Source organism: Kitasatospora humi (genome assembly GCF_020907985.1).
Classification (GTDB): Bacteria; Actinomycetota; Actinomycetes; order Streptomycetales; family Streptomycetaceae; genus Kitasatospora; species Kitasatospora humi.
Genome location: NZ_JAJJPA010000003.1, coordinates 283,469 through 298,914 on the forward strand (window position 1 = coordinate 283,469; position 15,446 = coordinate 298,914).

A 15,446-nucleotide genomic window follows, 5' to 3' on the forward strand; every position below is an offset into this window, starting at 1 on the left:
GCCGCATGTTGTCCCTGATCACCGCCATCGAGACCCACGACATCCGCTTCCCGACCTCCCGGGAGCTGGACGGGTCGGACGCGATGAACCCCGACCCCGACTACTCCGCCGCCTACCTCGTCCTGCGCACCTCGGACGGCGGCCCGCAAGGCCACGGCTTCACCTTCACCATCGGACGCGGCAACGACGTGCAGGTGGCCGCGATCCAGGCGCTGCGCGGCCACGTGGTGGGCCGGTCGGTCGCCGAGCTCTGCGCCGACCCCGGGGCGCTCTACCGCGACCTGATCGGCGACAGCCAACTCCGCTGGCTCGGGCCCGAGAAGGGCGTGATGCACATGGCCATCGGCGCCGTGGTCAACGCCGTCTGGGACCTGGCCGCCAAGCGCGAGGGCAAGCCCCTCTGGCAACTGCTCGCCGACGCCGACCCCGAGTGGCTGGTCTCCCAGGTCGACTTCCGCTACCTCAGCGACGCGCTCACCCCTGACGAGGCGTTGGAACTGCTGCGCCGGGGCAGGGAGGGCGCGGCCGAGCGGGCCACCGAGCTGCTGCGGCGCGGCTACCCCGCCTACACCACCTCGCCGGGTTGGCTCGGTTACTCCGACGAGAAGCTGATCCGGCTCGCCCAGCAGGCGGTGGCCGACGGGTTCACCCAGATCAAGCTGAAGGTCGGCGCCGACCTGGCCGACGACATCCGCCGCTGCCGCACCGCCCGTGCCGCCGTCGGCCCGGACGTCCGGATGGCCATCGACGCCAACCAGCGGTGGAACGTGGCCGAGGCCATCGAGTGGACCAACGCTCTCGCCGAGTTCGACCCGTACTGGATCGAGGAACCCACCAGCCCCGACGACATCCTCGGCCACGCGGCCATCCGACGCGGCGTCAGCCCGGTCAAGGTGGCCACCGGCGAGCACGTGCAGAACCGGATCGTCTTCAAGCAACTGCTCCAGGCGGGTGCGATCGACGTGCTCCAGCTGGACTCCGCGCGGGTCGCCGGGGTCAACGAGAACCTGGCCGTCCTGCTGCTGGCCGCGAAGTTCGGCATCCCGGTCTGCCCGCACGCCGGCGGGGTGGGCCTGTGCGAACTGGTGCAGCACCTGTCGATGTTCGACTACGTCGCGCTCTCCGGCACCATCGAGGACCGGGTCATCGAGTACGTGGACCACCTGCACGAGCACTTCGTCGACCCCGTCGTGATCGACGACGGCCACTACCGGGCGCCCAGCCTGCCCGGCTTCTCCGCCGAGCTGCGCCCGGCCACCATCGCCACCTACACCTACCCCACCGGGGCGTTCTGGGCCGCCGACCTCGCCGACGCCGACCTCGCCGCCACCGTCGAATCCGCGAAGGAGCTGACCGCATGAGCGAGCGGAGCGAACTCGAGGGTCTCAAGGCGGTGGTCACCGGCGGCGCCTCGGGCATCGGGCTGGCCGTCGCCGAGCTGCTCAGCGGACGCGGTGCCGACGTCGCCGTGCTCGACCTCGACCCGAGCGGGCTCACCGCACCGCTGCTCGGCTTCACCGCCGACGTCAGCGACGGCGTCTCGGTCGGGGACGCGGTGGCCGGTGCGGCCGAGAGCCTGGGAGGCATCGACATCCTGATCAACAACGCGGGCATCGGTGCCGCCGGCACGGTCGAGGACAACCCGGAGGGGGAGTGGCACCGGGTGCTGGACGTCAACCTGCTCGGCATCGTCCGCACCACCCGCGCGGCCCTGCCGCACCTGCGCCACTCCGCCCACGCGGCGATCGTCAACACCTGCTCGATCGCCGCCACCGCGGGCCTTCCGCAGCGCGCGCTCTACTCGGCGAGCAAGGGAGCGGTACTCTCGCTCACGCTGGCGATGGCCGCCGACCACGTGCGGGAGGGGATCCGGGTGAACTGCGTCAACCCCGGCACCGTGGACACGCCCTGGGTGGGCCGACTGCTGGATGCCGCGGCGGACCCGGAGGCGGAGCGGGCCGCGCTGAACGCCCGTCAGCCGACGGGCCGGCTGGTGACGGCCCAGGAGGTCGCGGCCGCCATCGCCTACCTCGCCTCCCCGGCCGCCGGCAGCACCACGGGCACCGCCCTCGCAGTGGACGGCGGAATGGTGGGCCTGCGCCTGCGGCCGGAGCAGAAGGGGTGACGGCCCGTCCGGGAGGGCGCGCTCGGCCCGCAGCCGACCGCGTGACGCTGCGCCGTCACGGCCTCGGCCACAGCGCCGTGGCGGTGACCGAACTCGCCTTCGGAGCCGCCGCGATCGGGAACCTCTTCACCCCGGTCGGCGACGCGCAGGCCGAGGAGGCGGTGGACGCCGCCTGGCAGGCGGGGATCCGCTACTTCGACACCGCGCCGCACTACGGGCTCGGGCTCTCCGAGCACCGGCTCGGCGAGGCGCTGCGCGGTCGGCCCCGGGCCGAGTACGTGCTCTCCACCAAGGTCGGACGCATCCTGGAACCGGCGCCGGGAGCCGGTGGCGACGACCTGGCCGACGGCTTCGCCGTGCCGGCCACCCACCGGCGGCGCTGGGACTTCAGCGCGGCGGGGGTGCGCCGCTCCATCGAGGAGAGCCTGGCCCGGCTCGACCTCGACCGGATCGACATCGTCTACCTGCACGACCCCGACGACCACGCCGAGCAGGCGCTCGACCAGGCTTACCCCGAACTCCACCGGCTCCGGGACGAGGGCGTGCTCGGCGCGATCGGCGTCGGGATGAACCAGGCCGAACTGCCCGCGCGGTTCGTGCGCGAGACCGACATCGACGTGGTGCTGCTGGCCGGCCGCTACAGCCTGCTCGACCAGCGCGGCCTCGCCGAGCTGCTGCCGGTGGCGGCGGAGCGCGGGGTGGGCCTGGTGGTGGGCGGGGTCTTCAACTCCGGCCTGCTCGCCGACCCGGCGCCGGGTGCAACCTTCGACTACGCGGCGGCGCCCGCCGAGCTGCTGGCCCGGGCGCTGCGGCTGAAGGCCGTCTGCGAGCGGCACGGGGTCCCGTTGCGGGCGGCTGCGCTGCGGTTCCCGTTCGGGCATCCGGCGGTGGCGAGCGTGCTGGTCGGCCTGCGCAGCGCCGGGCAGGCCGAGGACGCCGCGGCGATGCTGCGGCACCCGGTGCCGGACGTGCTGTGGGAGGAGCTGACCGACCAGGGGCTGCTCCCGGCCGGCGTGCCGACGCCCCTGGACCCGCGGAACGGAACGGAGGAGCCGTCTTGAGGATCGCCCTGCACACCCGCGTCCGCCCGGACCGGATCGCCGAGTACGAGGCGGCCCACCGTGAGGTGCCGGCCGCGCTCACCGCCGCCATCCGCGCCGCCGGGGTGCGCGACTGGACCATCTGGCGCAGCGGCACCGAACTGTTCCACCTGCTGGACTGCGAGGACTACGCCCGCCTGCTCGCCGAGTTGGCGGGCCTCCCGGTCAACATCTCCTGGCAGGCCAGGATGGCGGAGCTGCTGGACGTCGTCCACGACTACTCCGCCGAGGGCGCGGCGGCCGGCCTCCCGGTGGTGTGGGAACTGTGACGGTCCGCCCGGGCCCGGCCTGACCGGGGCCGGCTCGGGCGGACTGCGAAGAAATCGGCGCGGGGCGGCAACCTTTCCGGGGCCGGCGGCAACCGAGCGGTGGAACACCGACTCGACCGACCGAATGGATGGCCATGAAGGCAACGAAGCACGCCGCTCCAGGAGCCTGGCGCAGGCTCCGGCCGACCGGGGGCATGCTCCTGGTGCTGCTGCTGACCGCCGGTGTGCCGGCCTGCGGGGTCCTGGCTCTCCTGGCTGTCCCCGGCGGCGGCGGAGCCGGTGCCGGGCGCCCCGCTGCGGCGTCCGCCACCTCCGCGGCGGCGCCGCGAGCGAGCGTCCCGCCCACTGCCGGGGCCCCGACGCCGGCCGCCGGCGCGAGCGCGGACGCCCCCGCCACGGTCACGGGCTCCGGTCGGCCGTCGGCCCCACCGACGCCCACGGACACGGTCGCGGCGACACCGCCGGCAAGGCCCACGGCTTCGGCCGCCCCGACGGCCCCCGTGAACGGCACCGCGGGCACGGCCCCGGCGACGGCCGGCCTGGCGGGACGGATCAAGCCGGGTGTCACCAACCAGGGCGTCGCCACCGCCTACGCCGCGGGTGACGGCAACGGCTCCTGCCTGTACGGGCCTTCCGACGACCTGATGATCGCGGCGATGAACCACACCGACTACGAGTCGGCCAAGGCCTGCGGCGCCTACGTGTCGGTGCGCGCCGCGAGCGGTGCCGCCATCACGGTGCGGATCGTCAACGAGTGCCCGGCGCCCTGCGCACCCGGTCAACTCGACCTCAGCCGGCAGGCCTTCGCCAAGCTCGCCGACCTGTCGGTCGGCCGGCTCCCGATCAGCTGGACGCTGCTGAGCCCCGACACCGCGGGCACCGTCTCGATCCGGTACAAGTCCGGTTCCAGCAAGTGGTGGTGCGGCATCCAGGCGCTCGGCCACCGGAACCCGCTGGCGGCGCTGGAGGTGCGCGGGCCCGGCGGCTGGCAGCAGCTGCCGCGGACCGACTACAACTACTTCCTCTCCACCGACGGCACGGGCTGCGGCGGCGCGATCAGGATCACCGACATCTACGGCCAGCAGCTGACCGTCGACGGAATCCCCGTGCAGCCGGACGTGGCGCAACCCACCGGACTGCAGTTCGCCCGGCACTGAGCCCCTGTCAGTCGCCGGGGGCTGTTATGCTCCCACCCCTTTGTTAGCGCGCACATGGCTTTGACCTGTACTGAAGAGAGGGCGACCGAGGAATGCTCCTCGATGACGCGTCCGCGGAGTTCCACGATTTCTTCGAACGCCACTACGCCGAACTGTCCCGCCTGGCCCACATGTTGACCGGCCGGAGCGACGCGGCCGACGATCTCGCCGCCGACGCGCTGGTCGCCCTGTGGCAGCGCTGGGACCGGCTCCGCGCGGCCGACCACCCAGTGGCCTACGCTCGCGGGGTGGTGGCCAACATGGCGCGGGAGCGGATCCGCAGCGCGGTCCGCGAGCGACGGCGGATCACGCTGTTCTGGTCCCGCACCCCGGAGCGGACGGACGGGCCGGACGTGGCGGCCGTGCTGGACGTGCGCTCGGCGCTCGCCCGCCTGCCGTTCCGCAAGCGGGCCTGCGTGGTGCTGCGCCACGCCTTCGACCTGTCGGAGCAGGAGACCGCGCTGGCGCTCGGCATATCGGTCGGCACGGTGAAGAGCCAGACCTCGAAGGGAATGGCCGAGCTGGAAGGGATGCTCGGCGCACGAGCGGTCGGCGAGCTGGTGGCAGGGAGGAGGAACCGGTGAACGAGGAGATCGCCCGGCGGCTGCGCGAGGCCGCCCGGGCCCACCAGCCCGACCGCGCCAGGATGCTGGCCCGGGTTCAGCGCGGCGTCACCGACCCTGTCGTACGCCACCGCGCGCCGTCGCGCCTCCGGTCCCTGCCCAGTGCCGCGCTCGCCGGCCTCGTCGCCGGCGGCCTCCTGGCGACGGGTGGCCTCGCGGTCGCCGGCATCGCCGTGACGTCGTCGTCCTCGGGCACCGTGAGCGTTCCGGCCACCCCGTCCTCGCCCCCGGCCCCGACGGCATCGTCCCCGGCCGCATCGCCCCCGGCCACCGGTTCGCCCGGTACGCCGTCGTCCCGGCCCACCCCCGCGGTCCCGGCCCCGGTCACCACGCCGGGCAGCCCGGCCGGCAGCCCGCAGCCGAGCGCCTCGGCCGCCGTCCAGGCGCAGAACGGGCCGCTGTGGTCGGCCGGTTCGGTGGATCCGCACAGCAACGTGTACTGGACCCAGGAGAACCTGGTGCTGCGGACCAGCCAGCCGCTCAGCTCGCTCACCGTCGAACTGCGCTTCGCGCAGACCGGCGGCGTGCAGGACACCGGCAACTGGCGGACCCTGCCGCCCGACGACTTCACGGTCACGGTGCAGCAGAGCGGTGGCACGCTGGTATACCGCTGGGTCCTCAAGGCCGGCCGCACGGTGCCGGCCGGGCAGCACGAGTTCGCCGGCCAGTTCAACCACACCAGCGGACTGCGCAGCACCGCGGGTGACGGCTACCGGGTCGACGCGCAAGGACCGGGCGGGTCGGCCTCGGTCTGGGGAGGGTTCGGTCCGGTGCGCTGAGGCCCACGCCGGCCGCCGGAACCGAGCGGCGTGGGAGCCTGCGGGGCCCCACGCCGCTCGATTCCGCGGCGGGGTAAGACCTGCTCGGCATCAAGGAGGAGCGGGTTCGAGGCCGGGGTGGCGCTCGGGGCGACCGGAGGCCTTGATCGTTTCAACCATGGCTTCTCTCTCGCGCCGGCCATATACATTGGATGTATGCATAGGTGTGAAACCTTCGAGATCCAGGGGTGCTGAGCCAAAACGTTTGCGAAGTCGCAGTTCACCGGCCCGAGTTGGCGGAGGATCGGCATCGGCTCGTGGCCGGGATCAATTCCGGCCCTTTCCCAGACATAGGACCACCTGTTAGGTTGTCGCCGTGTCACTGACCGACCAGGCCATCGGGTGTATCCGCCGGCTGATCCGGGACGGGGAGCTGCTCCCCGGGGACAGGCTGCCGCCCGAACCACAGCTCGCGGCCCCGCTCGGGCTCTCCCGCGACACCATGCGCGAGGGGGCCGAAAGGCTGTTCTCCGCACGGGCGTTGAGGAACCGGCGCGATGACGGCAGCTGTGTGACCAGCCTGGCGCCCGGCCCCTGGGCGCGCTGCCGGAGCACATCTGCGGGCGCACCCTGCGGGCCCGGATCCGGCGTGGGCCGGCCGACGTCGCCGCGGCGGACCGGCCCGTCGCCGAGCACGAGGCGATCCACCAGGCCCTGCTCGCCCGGGACGCTGAACTCGCCGGGATCACCGCGCTGCTGCACGCCGGCGCCACCGAGCGCTCGCTGCGCGAGCCCCTGGCCCCTGGCCGATGGCGAGCGGATACCCGCCGGCCCGCCCGGGTCCGACTGTCGACCGAGGAGTGACCGCGCATGAGGATCGACGCCCACCAGCACGTCTGGGACTTGTCCAGGCGCCGGCAACCATGGCTGGACGCACCGGAGTTGGCCGAGATCCGGCGCGACTTCGGGTTGGCTGACCTGGCTCCCCTGGCGAAGGCCGCGGGCATCGCACGCACCGTGCTGGTGCAGGTGCTGCCCCACCTCGCGGAAACCAGGGAGTTCCTCGCGCTGGCCGCCGCCGAACCGCTGGTCGCGGGTGTCGTCGGCTGGGCGGACCTCACCGACCCCGGGATCGCCGACACCCTCGCCGAACTGCGGCAGGGGCCGGGTGGCGACCTGCTGGTCGGCGTGCGGCACCTGGTGCAGGGCGAGGCCGACCCGGCCTGGCTCTCCCGCCCCCGCGTCCGGAGCGGGCTGCGCGCGGTGGGCGAGGCCGGGCTCTGCTACGACCTGCTCATCCTGCCGCACCAACTCCGGGCCGCGATCGACACGGTGCGCGCCCTGCCGGACCAGCCCTTCGTCCTCGACCACCTCGCCAAGCCGCCGATCGCCCGTGGCGAGCTCGCGCCCTGGGCCGGTCCGTTGCGCGAGCTGGCACGCGAGCCCAACGTCTCCTGCAAGCTCTCCGGTCTGGTGACGGAGGCCGACCGGGACCACTGGACCGTCGCCGACCTGCGGCCCTACGCCGAGGTCGCGCTGGACGCCTTCGGTCCGGAACGCGTCATGTTCGGCTCCGACTGGCCGGTCTGTCTGCTCGCCGCCTCGTACGACCAAGTGGTCGGCGTCGCAGAGGTTCTGGCGGGCGGTCTCGATCCGCACGAGCGCGCGCACGTCTTCGGTGGCACGGCGGCCAGGGTGTACCAGCTGGCGGAGTCGTCCGAGGAAGGGCCGGCGTGAAGGTCCGACTCGCCTACGGCACCACCGGCCTCGACCTCGAGGTCGACCCGGCAGTCACCACGGTGGTGGAACCGCTGCACCACCCCGGCGCCGCCGACGAGACCGCGGTGCTCCGCGCGGCGCTGCGCCGCCCGGTGGCCGGCCCGCCGCTGCGCCAACGGGTCCGGCCGGGGCAGACCGTGGCCATCTCTGCCTGCGACGGCACCCGCCCGCAGCCGCGCCACCTGATGATCCCGGCCGTCCTCGCCGAACTCGACGGCATCGTCCGGCCCGAGGACGTGGTGATCCTGGTCGCCACCGGCACCCACCGGGGCAACGGCCCGGACGAACTGCGGCGGATGTTCGGCGACGAGGTGGTCGACCGGATCCGGATCGTCAACCACGACGCCCGCGACGACGCGCAGCTGCGCTGGATGGGCCGCTGGGGCGACGACGTGCCGGTCTGGCTCAACCGCGCATGGGTCGGTGCCGACGTCCGCATCACCACCGGTTTCGTCGAGCCGCACTTCTTCGCCGGCTTCTCCGGCGGCCCCAAGCTGGTCGCGCCCGGCCTGGCCGGGCTGGAGACCGTGCTCGTGCTGCACGACGCGAAGCGCATCGGCGACCCGCGGGCGACCTGGGGCGTCACCCATGGCAACCCCGTGCACGACGACGTGCGAGCCATCGCCGAGGGCACCGGCGTCGACTTCGCCCTCGACGTCGTGCTCAACCGGGGCCAGCGCATCGTCGAGGCCTTCGGCGGGGACCTGCTGCCCATGCACGCCGCCGCCACCGCCGCCGCCCGACGGCTGGCCATGCGCCCGGTGGACCGGCGCTACGACGTGGTCGTCACCACCAATGCGGGCCACCCGCTGGACCAGAACCTCTACCAGTCCGTCAAGGGCATGTCGGCCGCCCACACGGTGGTGCGGCCCGGCGGCCTGATCGTCTGCGCTGCCGAGTGCCGCGACGGCTTCCCGGACCACGGCTCGTACCGCGAGGTGCTCGCCTCGGCAGCCTCCCCACAGGCCCTGCTCGCCGACATCGCGGCCAGGCAGCGGACCGTGCCCGACCAGTGGCAGGTGCAGGTCCAGGCACGCATCCAGTCCTCCTGCCGGGTGGTGATGCACACCTCCCACCTCGGCGACGCCGAACTGGCGACCGCGCACCTGGAGCAGACCACCGACATCTCGGCGACCGTCGCCGAGGCGCTCGCCGCCGCCGGTCCGGATGCCCGCCTGTGCGTCCTCCCGGAGGGGCCGATGACCATTCCCTACCTGCGCCACGGCCAGGAGACAACCACATGACGCGGCGTCAGATCCTGGTCTGCCTCGACAAGTTCCGCGGCTCGGCAACAGCCGTGCAGGCCTGCCGCTGGCTCGCCGAGGGCATCCGGCAGGCGGTGCCCGCACTGCCGGTCCGCGAGGCGCCGGTCGCCGACGGCGGCGAGGGCACGGTGGCGGCGTTCCGCGCGGCCGGCTACCGCACCGTGCCGGTCCGGGTCAGCGGCCCCACGGGCGAGCCGGTCGCCGCCGAACTGGCCGTGCTCGGCAACCGGGCGGTCGTCGAGCTGGCCCAGGCCAGCGGGCTGCACCTACTGCCGGGCGGCCGGACCGAACCGCTCACCGCCTCCACCCACGGCACGGGCGAACTGCTGCGCGCCGCACTGGACCTGGGCTGCCGGGAGATCGTCCTGGCGGTCGGCGGCAGCGCGACCACCGACGGCGGGGCGGGACTGCTGCGTGCCCTCGGTGCTCGCCTCCTGGACGCTCGGGGCGGCGAACTCCCGCCCGGCGGTGCCGCCCTGGCCGACCTGAACGCCATCGACCTGACCGGCCTCGACCCCCGGCTGCGGGACACCCGCCTGGTGCTCGCCTCCGACGTCGACAACCCGCTGCTCGGACCCGACGGCGCGGCCGTCGTCTTCGGGCCGCAGAAGGGCGCCGACGCGGACCAGGTCGCGCTGTTGGAGCACGCGCTGACCCGGTTCGCCCGGGTCCTGGCACGGCGGTCGGGCACCGACCTGTCCGACCGGCCCGGGGCCGGCGCCGCGGGCGGGGCAGGCCTCGCGGCCCTGGTCCTGGGCGCCCGCCGGGAAGCGGGGGCGCAGGTGCTGCTGACCGAGCTCGGCCTGGACACCGCGCTGGCCGAGGCCGGCCTGGTCGTGGTGGGCGAGGGCTGCCTGGACGCCCAGAGCCTGCGCGGCAAGGCACCGATCGGCATCGCGGACCGGGCTCACCGCGTCGGCGTCCCGGTCGCTGCCGTGGCCGGCCGCCTGGAAGTCCGGCTCGCCGAACTGGCCGCGCACGGCATCGAGTCCGCGCACTCGCTCGCCGAACGTGCCGGGAGCGACCGGATCGCGATGGCCGAGACCCGCCGCCTGCTCCACGAGACCGGCGCCGAGCTGGCCCGCCGGTTCGGCTGACCACAGCACCAGCAAGGAACGGATCCCATGCCCCACACCCACACCCACGTCCACGATCTCGACTTCGCCCAGCTGGACATCGGCCGCGAGCGGCGCCAGGGGCTGCCCGAGGTCGTCTACGGCCCTGGCAAGACCCCTGGCCAGATCCGCGTGATCGCGGGAGAGCTGCTGCGCCACAACTCCGGTCCGGTGCTGGTCACCCGGGTCGACGCCGGGACGGCCACCGAGGTCCTCGACCAGCTGCCGGGAGGTTCGTACGACTCCTCGGCCGGACTGCTGGTCTGGCGCCCGGCCGCGACGCACGGCTTCACCCTGACCGTCGTTTCGGCCGGCACCTCCGACCTGCCGGTGGCCGCCGAGGCCGCCGCCGTGGCCGCGGCCGTGGGCCTGGCCGTCACCACCGTGCAGGACGTGGGCGTCGCGGGCCTGCAACGGGTGCTGCGGGTCGAGGAACGGCTGCGGGAGAGCGACGCGGTCGTCGTGGTCGCCGGCATGGAGGGCGCCCTGGCCAGCGTGGTCGGCGGCCTGGTCGGCTGCCCGGTGATCGCCGTCCCGGTCTCGACGGGCTACGGAGCGTCGTTCGCCGGGGTGACCGCCCTGCTGGCCATGCACGCCTCCTGCGCCGCCGGCATCACCGTCGTCAACATCGACTCCGGATTCGGCGCCGCGATGGCCGCGCACCGGCTCGCCTGGGCGGGGAGGCGGCGCGCGTGATCTGCTGGATCAACCCGTTCACCGGTCTGGCCGGCGACATGCTGCTGGGTGCGCTGCTCGATGCCGGGGCACCGCTGGGGCAGGTGCGGGCCTCGATCGCCGGGACCGGCCTGACCGGCTGGGAACTGGACTCCGTGCGGGTCCGCTCGCACGGCCTCACGGCGACCAGCGCCCGGGTACGGGTGACCGACCACGCGACCGAGCGGCGGGCGGCCGAACTGATCGAGCTGGCCGCCGCCGCGCGCCCGGAGCCGGTGGCCGCGCTGGCCGTGGCGGCGCTCACCGCGATCGCCCGCGCCGAGGGCCGGCTGCACGGCGCCGATCCCGCCGGGGTTCACCTGCACGAACTCGGCGGCCACGACGCCCTGGTGGACATCGTCGGGGTCGCCGCCGCACTGCACGCCCTCGGCATCACGGAGGTGGTCTGCGCCCCGCTGCCGCTGGCCACGGGCCGGGTCAGCTCCGCGCACGGGGTGTTGCCCTGCCCTGCCCCGGCCACCATGGAACTGCTCGCCGGCGCCGCCGTGGCCGGCACCGACCTGCCCGGCGAGACCGTCACGCCGACCGGTGCCGCCCTGCTGCGCGCGGCCGGTGCCCGGTTCGGCCCGCTGCCGCCGATGACGGCGGTGGCGACCGGCTACGGCGTCGGCACGCGGACCCTGACGGACCGTCCCAATGTCGTGGCCGTCACGGTGGGCCATCCCCTCGCGTCATCGGACGCGGACCCGAAGGCCGAGGACGTGGTGACCCTGGAGACCAACCTCGACGACGTCACGGGCGAGACACTCGCCCACACCATGGCGCGGGCGCTCGCGGAGGGTGCGCTCGACGCCTGGACGACGCCGGCCGTGATGAAGAAGGGTCGGCCGGCGCAGGTGCTGCACGTCCTCGCCCGGCCGGCGGACACCGAGCGGCTGCGGAATCTGGTGCTCGCCGAGACCGGCACGCTCGGCGTCCGGCAGACCCGTCAGACCCGGGTCGCGGCGCCCCGCCGGATCCGCTCCGTCGAGCTGGACGGCCTGCCGATCCGGGTCAAGCAGGGGCCGTTCGGGGTCAAAGCCGAGCACGACGACGTCGCGGCCGCGGCCGCGCACCTGGGCCTGCCGCTGCGCACGGTCGCCGACCGTGCCCGGCGCCTGGCCGAAGCGGAGGACAACGCGGTTCGGCGAGGGGAAGGCGATCCACGGTGAACAGCCGATCCGATGAGGTCCAGGGGAAGGCGACGGCGCTGCTGGCGACCGTGCGCGAGACCGGGCCGTTCGCGGTCGCCTACTCCGGCGGGGCCGACTCCGCGCTGGTGCTCGCGGCCGGTGTCCGGGCGCTGGGACCGGCCGGCGTGCTGGCCCTGACGGCGGACTCCGAGAGCCTGGCCGCCGGCGAGCTGGCCGGCGCCCGGGCCCTGGCCGAAAGCCTCGGGGCGGTCCACCTGACCGCCCGCACCGAGGAGTTGAGCGTGCCCGGCTACCAGGCGAACGGCCGCGACCGGTGCTACTTCTGCAAGTCCGAGGTGCTGGACACCATCGCCGCGGTGGCCCGCGAGCACGGCTTCGAGCAGGTCGCCACCGGCACCAACGCCGACGACGCGGCCGACCCGTTCCGCCCCGGCATCCGCGCCGGGCGCGAGCGCGGCATCCGCACCCCGCTCCTCGACACCGGCCTCACCAAGGCGGACGTACGGGCCGTCAGTCGGCTCTGGACGCTGCCGACCTGGGACAAGCCCGCCACGCCCTGCCTGGCCAGCCGGATCCGCTACGGCATCCCGGTCACCAGCCACCGGCTGACCCGGATCGACCGGGCCGAGAAGGCGGTGCGCGAGGCGCTCGAGCGGGCCGGGCTGCGCTCCGAGCAGTTGCGGGTGCGCGACCTCGGCGACGCGGTCCGGGTCGAGCTCGACAACGCGGCGGCGGGCGAGGCGGTCGGGCTCGCCGCACTGGCGGAGGCCGTCGCCGGTGCGGGTTTCGGCGCGCTGCCACTCGTCGTGGACGCGTTCGCCTCCGGCCGGCTCAACCACGAACGGGAAGCCGCGGACGGCGGGCGCTGAACCGCGGCCGTCGGTCCCCCTGTTCCCCTGACGATTAGAGTGAAGGGCTCGGAGGGCCTGCGGTGTGCGCCGCAGACCCTCGTCGTCGGGCGCCCGGGGGCGGAGCCGTCAGTTCTGCTGGAAGCCCGTGAAGTTCGCCTCGCCGCTGGTGCCGCTGCTGTGTGAGCTGGTGAAGACGCCGACGTCCTGGGTGGTGTTCACCTGGGGCAGGGTGACGGTGGCGATCTGCGTCCAGGTCGTGCCGTCGGTGGAGTACGAGCCGGTGAAGACCGAGCCGCTGCGGACCAGCTTCAGCCAGGACGGGTAGGCCGCGGTGCCCGAACCCTGGTTGGCGGCGGCGCTGTTGCTGTCCAGCTGCCCGTCGCCGTTGGCGTCCCACTGCATGACGTAGCCCTTGCCCGGGGCCTCGGCCAGCACCAGGTACCCGGGCGAGCTGCCGGCGCCGGTGATGTCGTCGCGGACCATGATTCCGGCCTTGGCCCAGTCACTGGTGCGGTCCTGGGAGGTGAGCTGGACGATGGTGGTCGACCCGTCGTGCTCCGCCCCGGGTCGGTAGATGGTGCTGTACTGGTCGGTGCCACCCCACAGGTCGTCGCCGGCACCGTCGATCGCGGTCCGGTCGCCCTGCTGGCCGAAGACCGCGGTGGTGTCGGTGTACGTCTTGAACGGTGCCTGCACCGGCGCCGGCACGGTCACGCTCTGGGCCGTGCCGAGCTTCTGGTCCTTGCCGTGCCAGTGGGCTGTGGCGGTGCCGCCCACACTCGCCCGGGTGATCGGGTCGGTGAGGGCGGCCGGTGCGGTGACCCGGAACTCGGCCAGGGCCGCCTTGCCCGGGGCGACGTGGTCGAAGTGGTCGGTGGTCAGCGGGGTGACGGTCCAGCCGGCGGGAGCGGTGATGCCGAGCCGGACGTCCTCGGCGGAAGCGACGCCGTTGTTGGTGAAGGTGGAGGTCAGGGTGGCGGAGCTGCCGGCGGTGAAGGCGGCGGTGGTGGTTGCCAGGTCCAGCGCGGGCGGGTAGTCGCGGGCCTTGCCGGTGGGCGTCACCCGGTACATCACGGTGGCGTGCCCCGGAACGGTGGCGCTGATCGAGCCGCCGCTGCTGGTGGTGGTGTGCGCCCACAGGTCGCGCAGCAGGTAGCCCTCGGCCCCTGGCAGACCGACGGCGGCGGCCGTGGTGGAGATGGTGGCCGGGGTGGCGTTCTCATTGAAGAGCGTGACCGCGACGCTGCCGTCGGCCAGCGGCTTGGCCAGCACGTCCAGACCACCGGACAGGCTGACCGGCTTGCCCTGCTTGCCGAGCCGGTCCTGGTCCACGGCGATGACCTCGCGGTTGCCGTAGATCGCCATGGTGTCGGCGCTCGCGGTGCGCAGGTCGGCGCCGGAGATCAGCGGTGCGGCCATCTCGGCCCAGAGCGAGAACTCGCTGCGGTCCTCGGCCGTGGTCATCCCATCGCCGACCTCGAGCATGTCGGGGTCGTTCCAGGCGTCGGGTCCGGCGCCGCCGGCGAGCTGCACGTTCTGGTGGAAGTTCCAAAGCATGGAGCCGTAGGAGGCATTGATGTCGCCGGTGGTGCGCCACAGGTTGCCCACGCCACTGCCCCAGCCGGCCACGCCGTCCGTGCCCCAGCTGCAGATGCTGTAGATGATCGGGCGGCCGGTGGCGGCCAGTGCGTCGCGCATGACGGAGTAGCGCTGGAGGCCGGGGATGCCCTGGTTGTAGCAGTTGTCGTACTTGAGGTAGTCCACTCCCCAGGAGGCGAAGGAGGCCGCGTCCTGCTTCTCGTGACCGAGGCTGCCCGGGTAGCCGGCGCAGGTGAGGGTGCCGGCACTCTCGTAGATGCCGAGCTTGAGGCCCTTGCGGTGGACGTAGTCGGCGACGCCGCTGATGCCGTCCGGAAACTTGACCGGGTCCGGGACGAGGTTCCCGGCGGCGTCCCGAGCGTGGGTCATCCAGCAGTCGTCGATGTTGACGTACTGGTAGCCGGCGGCCTGCAGCCCCGAGGAGACGATCTTGTCGGCGGTCTGCTCGACCAGCTGTGCACTGACGTCGCAGCCGAACGCGTTCCAGTCGTTCCAGCCCATCGGCGGGGTGAGTGCCAAGTTGTTGTCGAGTGCGGTCGCGGGGGTGGCGACCAGCGGGATCGCGACCAGCGAGCCCGTGGCCAACGCGACGGCGGTGAGGACCGCCCAGGTCTTGCGCATACCTACTCCGGTTCCGTTGGGGATGAGGGACGGAGGAGCGATGCCTGCGCAGGCGTCCACAGAGAACCAGAAGCGAACTCAAGCAGTCAATAACAAGCGCACGATGGCTCAAAATCCAACAGATTCGTAGACTCCCACTCTCCTACACTTGTCACAATGATCAGGCGCATTCGATGGCCTGAACCTCCGTCACCTGCCCGGAGCTCGCGCCCGTCCCGGATGTCCACTTGTCGCACCGGCGGTTGACGCGCCCGCAGTCACGGTCGAGAAGGATGCA

General features: G+C 73.5%; 15 protein-coding genes. 14 read left to right on the forward strand and 1 reads right to left on the reverse strand.

What is annotated here, in order from left to right:
- Window positions 1–5 precede the first annotated feature (5 nt).
- From LN042_RS05395 to larE, 14 genes are all read left to right on the forward strand, one after another.
- Window positions 6–1,361 (forward strand): L-fuconate dehydratase, encoded by a 1,356-nt coding sequence (locus tag LN042_RS05395; protein ID WP_230048900.1) that lies wholly within the window; start codon window positions 6–8, stop codon window positions 1,359–1,361.
- Window positions 1,358–2,125 carry an SDR family NAD(P)-dependent oxidoreductase gene (locus tag LN042_RS05400; protein WP_230048902.1) on the forward strand — a complete coding sequence of 256 codons (768 nt, stop codon included), beginning with the start codon at window positions 1,358–1,360 and terminating at the stop codon, window positions 2,123–2,125. Before LN042_RS05395 ends, LN042_RS05400 begins: the two co-directional genes overlap by 4 nt.
- 47 nt (window positions 2,126–2,172) lie before the next feature.
- Window positions 2,173–3,186 carry an aldo/keto reductase gene (locus LN042_RS05405; RefSeq protein WP_230049038.1) on the forward strand — a complete coding sequence of 338 codons (1,014 nt, stop codon included), beginning with the start codon at window positions 2,173–2,175 and terminating at the stop codon, window positions 3,184–3,186.
- Entirely contained in the window at window positions 3,183–3,494 is a 312-nt protein-coding gene (locus LN042_RS05410) for an L-rhamnose mutarotase (RefSeq protein ID WP_230048904.1), read from the forward strand. The genes LN042_RS05405 and LN042_RS05410 overlap by 4 nt, the downstream gene beginning before the upstream one ends.
- Before the next feature lie 500 nt (window positions 3,495–3,994).
- Window positions 3,995–4,651, forward strand: a complete 657-nt coding sequence (locus LN042_RS05415; protein ID WP_308191766.1) for an expansin EXLX1 family cellulose-binding protein — start codon at window positions 3,995–3,997, stop codon at window positions 4,649–4,651.
- Window positions 4,652–4,743: 92 nt separating this feature from the next.
- Window positions 4,744–5,274, forward strand: coding sequence for a SigE family RNA polymerase sigma factor (locus LN042_RS05420; protein WP_230048906.1), 531 nt, complete (start codon window positions 4,744–4,746; stop codon window positions 5,272–5,274).
- Window positions 5,271–6,092 carry a hypothetical protein gene (locus LN042_RS05425; RefSeq protein ID WP_230048907.1) on the forward strand — a complete coding sequence of 274 codons (822 nt, stop codon included), beginning with the start codon at window positions 5,271–5,273 and terminating at the stop codon, window positions 6,090–6,092. The genes LN042_RS05420 and LN042_RS05425 overlap by 4 nt, the downstream gene beginning before the upstream one ends.
- 355 nt (window positions 6,093–6,447) lie before the next feature.
- On the forward strand, window positions 6,448–6,945 hold the full coding sequence (locus LN042_RS05430) for a GntR family transcriptional regulator (RefSeq protein ID WP_308191767.1): 498 nt from the start codon (window positions 6,448–6,450) through the stop codon (window positions 6,943–6,945).
- Window positions 6,942–7,808: an amidohydrolase family protein gene (locus LN042_RS05435; RefSeq protein ID WP_230048909.1), complete on the forward strand. Its 867-nt coding sequence runs from the start codon at window positions 6,942–6,944 to the stop codon at window positions 7,806–7,808. The genes LN042_RS05430 and LN042_RS05435 overlap by 4 nt, the downstream gene beginning before the upstream one ends.
- Window positions 7,805–9,094 carry a nickel-dependent lactate racemase gene (larA, locus tag LN042_RS05440; RefSeq protein WP_230048911.1) on the forward strand — a complete coding sequence of 430 codons (1,290 nt, stop codon included), beginning with the start codon at window positions 7,805–7,807 and terminating at the stop codon, window positions 9,092–9,094. The genes LN042_RS05435 and larA overlap by 4 nt, the downstream gene beginning before the upstream one ends.
- On the forward strand, window positions 9,091–10,212 hold the full coding sequence (locus tag LN042_RS05445) for a glycerate kinase (RefSeq protein ID WP_230048913.1): 1,122 nt from the start codon (window positions 9,091–9,093) through the stop codon (window positions 10,210–10,212). Before larA ends, LN042_RS05445 begins: the two co-directional genes overlap by 4 nt.
- A 27-nt stretch (window positions 10,213–10,239) precedes the next feature.
- Window positions 10,240–10,926, forward strand: coding sequence for a nickel pincer cofactor biosynthesis protein LarB (larB, locus tag LN042_RS05450; protein ID WP_230048915.1), 687 nt, complete (start codon window positions 10,240–10,242; stop codon window positions 10,924–10,926).
- Window positions 10,923–12,116 carry a nickel pincer cofactor biosynthesis protein LarC gene (gene larC / locus LN042_RS05455; RefSeq protein ID WP_230048917.1) on the forward strand — a complete coding sequence of 398 codons (1,194 nt, stop codon included), beginning with the start codon at window positions 10,923–10,925 and terminating at the stop codon, window positions 12,114–12,116. Before larB ends, larC begins: the two co-directional genes overlap by 4 nt.
- A complete protein-coding gene (larE, locus tag LN042_RS05460; RefSeq protein WP_230048919.1) occupies window positions 12,113–12,967 on the forward strand; it encodes an ATP-dependent sacrificial sulfur transferase LarE in 855 nt (284 codons plus the stop codon). The genes larC and larE overlap by 4 nt, the downstream gene beginning before the upstream one ends.
- A gap of 108 nt (window positions 12,968–13,075) precedes the next feature.
- On the opposite strand, the gene LN042_RS05465 is transcribed toward larE, so the two are convergent.
- On the reverse strand, window positions 13,076–15,169 hold the full coding sequence (locus LN042_RS05465; RefSeq protein ID WP_230048921.1) for an NEW3 domain-containing protein: 2,094 nt from the start codon (window positions 15,167–15,169) through the stop codon (window positions 13,076–13,078).
- Window positions 15,170–15,446 lie beyond the last annotated feature (277 nt).

Coding starts and splice junctions, on each gene's coding strand:
- larB (WP_230048915.1), top strand. CDS start 10,240: ATGCCCCACACCCACACCCACGTCCACGATCTCGACTTCGCCCAGCTG.
- LN042_RS05395 (WP_230048900.1), top strand. CDS start 6: ATGTTGTCCCTGATCACCGCCATCGAGACCCACGACATCCGCTTCCCG.
- LN042_RS05420 (WP_230048906.1), top strand. CDS start 4,744: ATGCTCCTCGATGACGCGTCCGCGGAGTTCCACGATTTCTTCGAACGC.
- LN042_RS05400 (WP_230048902.1), top strand. CDS start 1,358: ATGAGCGAGCGGAGCGAACTCGAGGGTCTCAAGGCGGTGGTCACCGGC.
- LN042_RS05445 (WP_230048913.1), top strand. CDS start 9,091: ATGACGCGGCGTCAGATCCTGGTCTGCCTCGACAAGTTCCGCGGCTCG.
- LN042_RS05435 (WP_230048909.1), top strand. CDS start 6,942: ATGAGGATCGACGCCCACCAGCACGTCTGGGACTTGTCCAGGCGCCGG.
- LN042_RS05465 (WP_230048921.1), bottom strand. CDS start 15,169: ATGCGCAAGACCTGGGCGGTCCTCACCGCCGTCGCGTTGGCCACGGGC.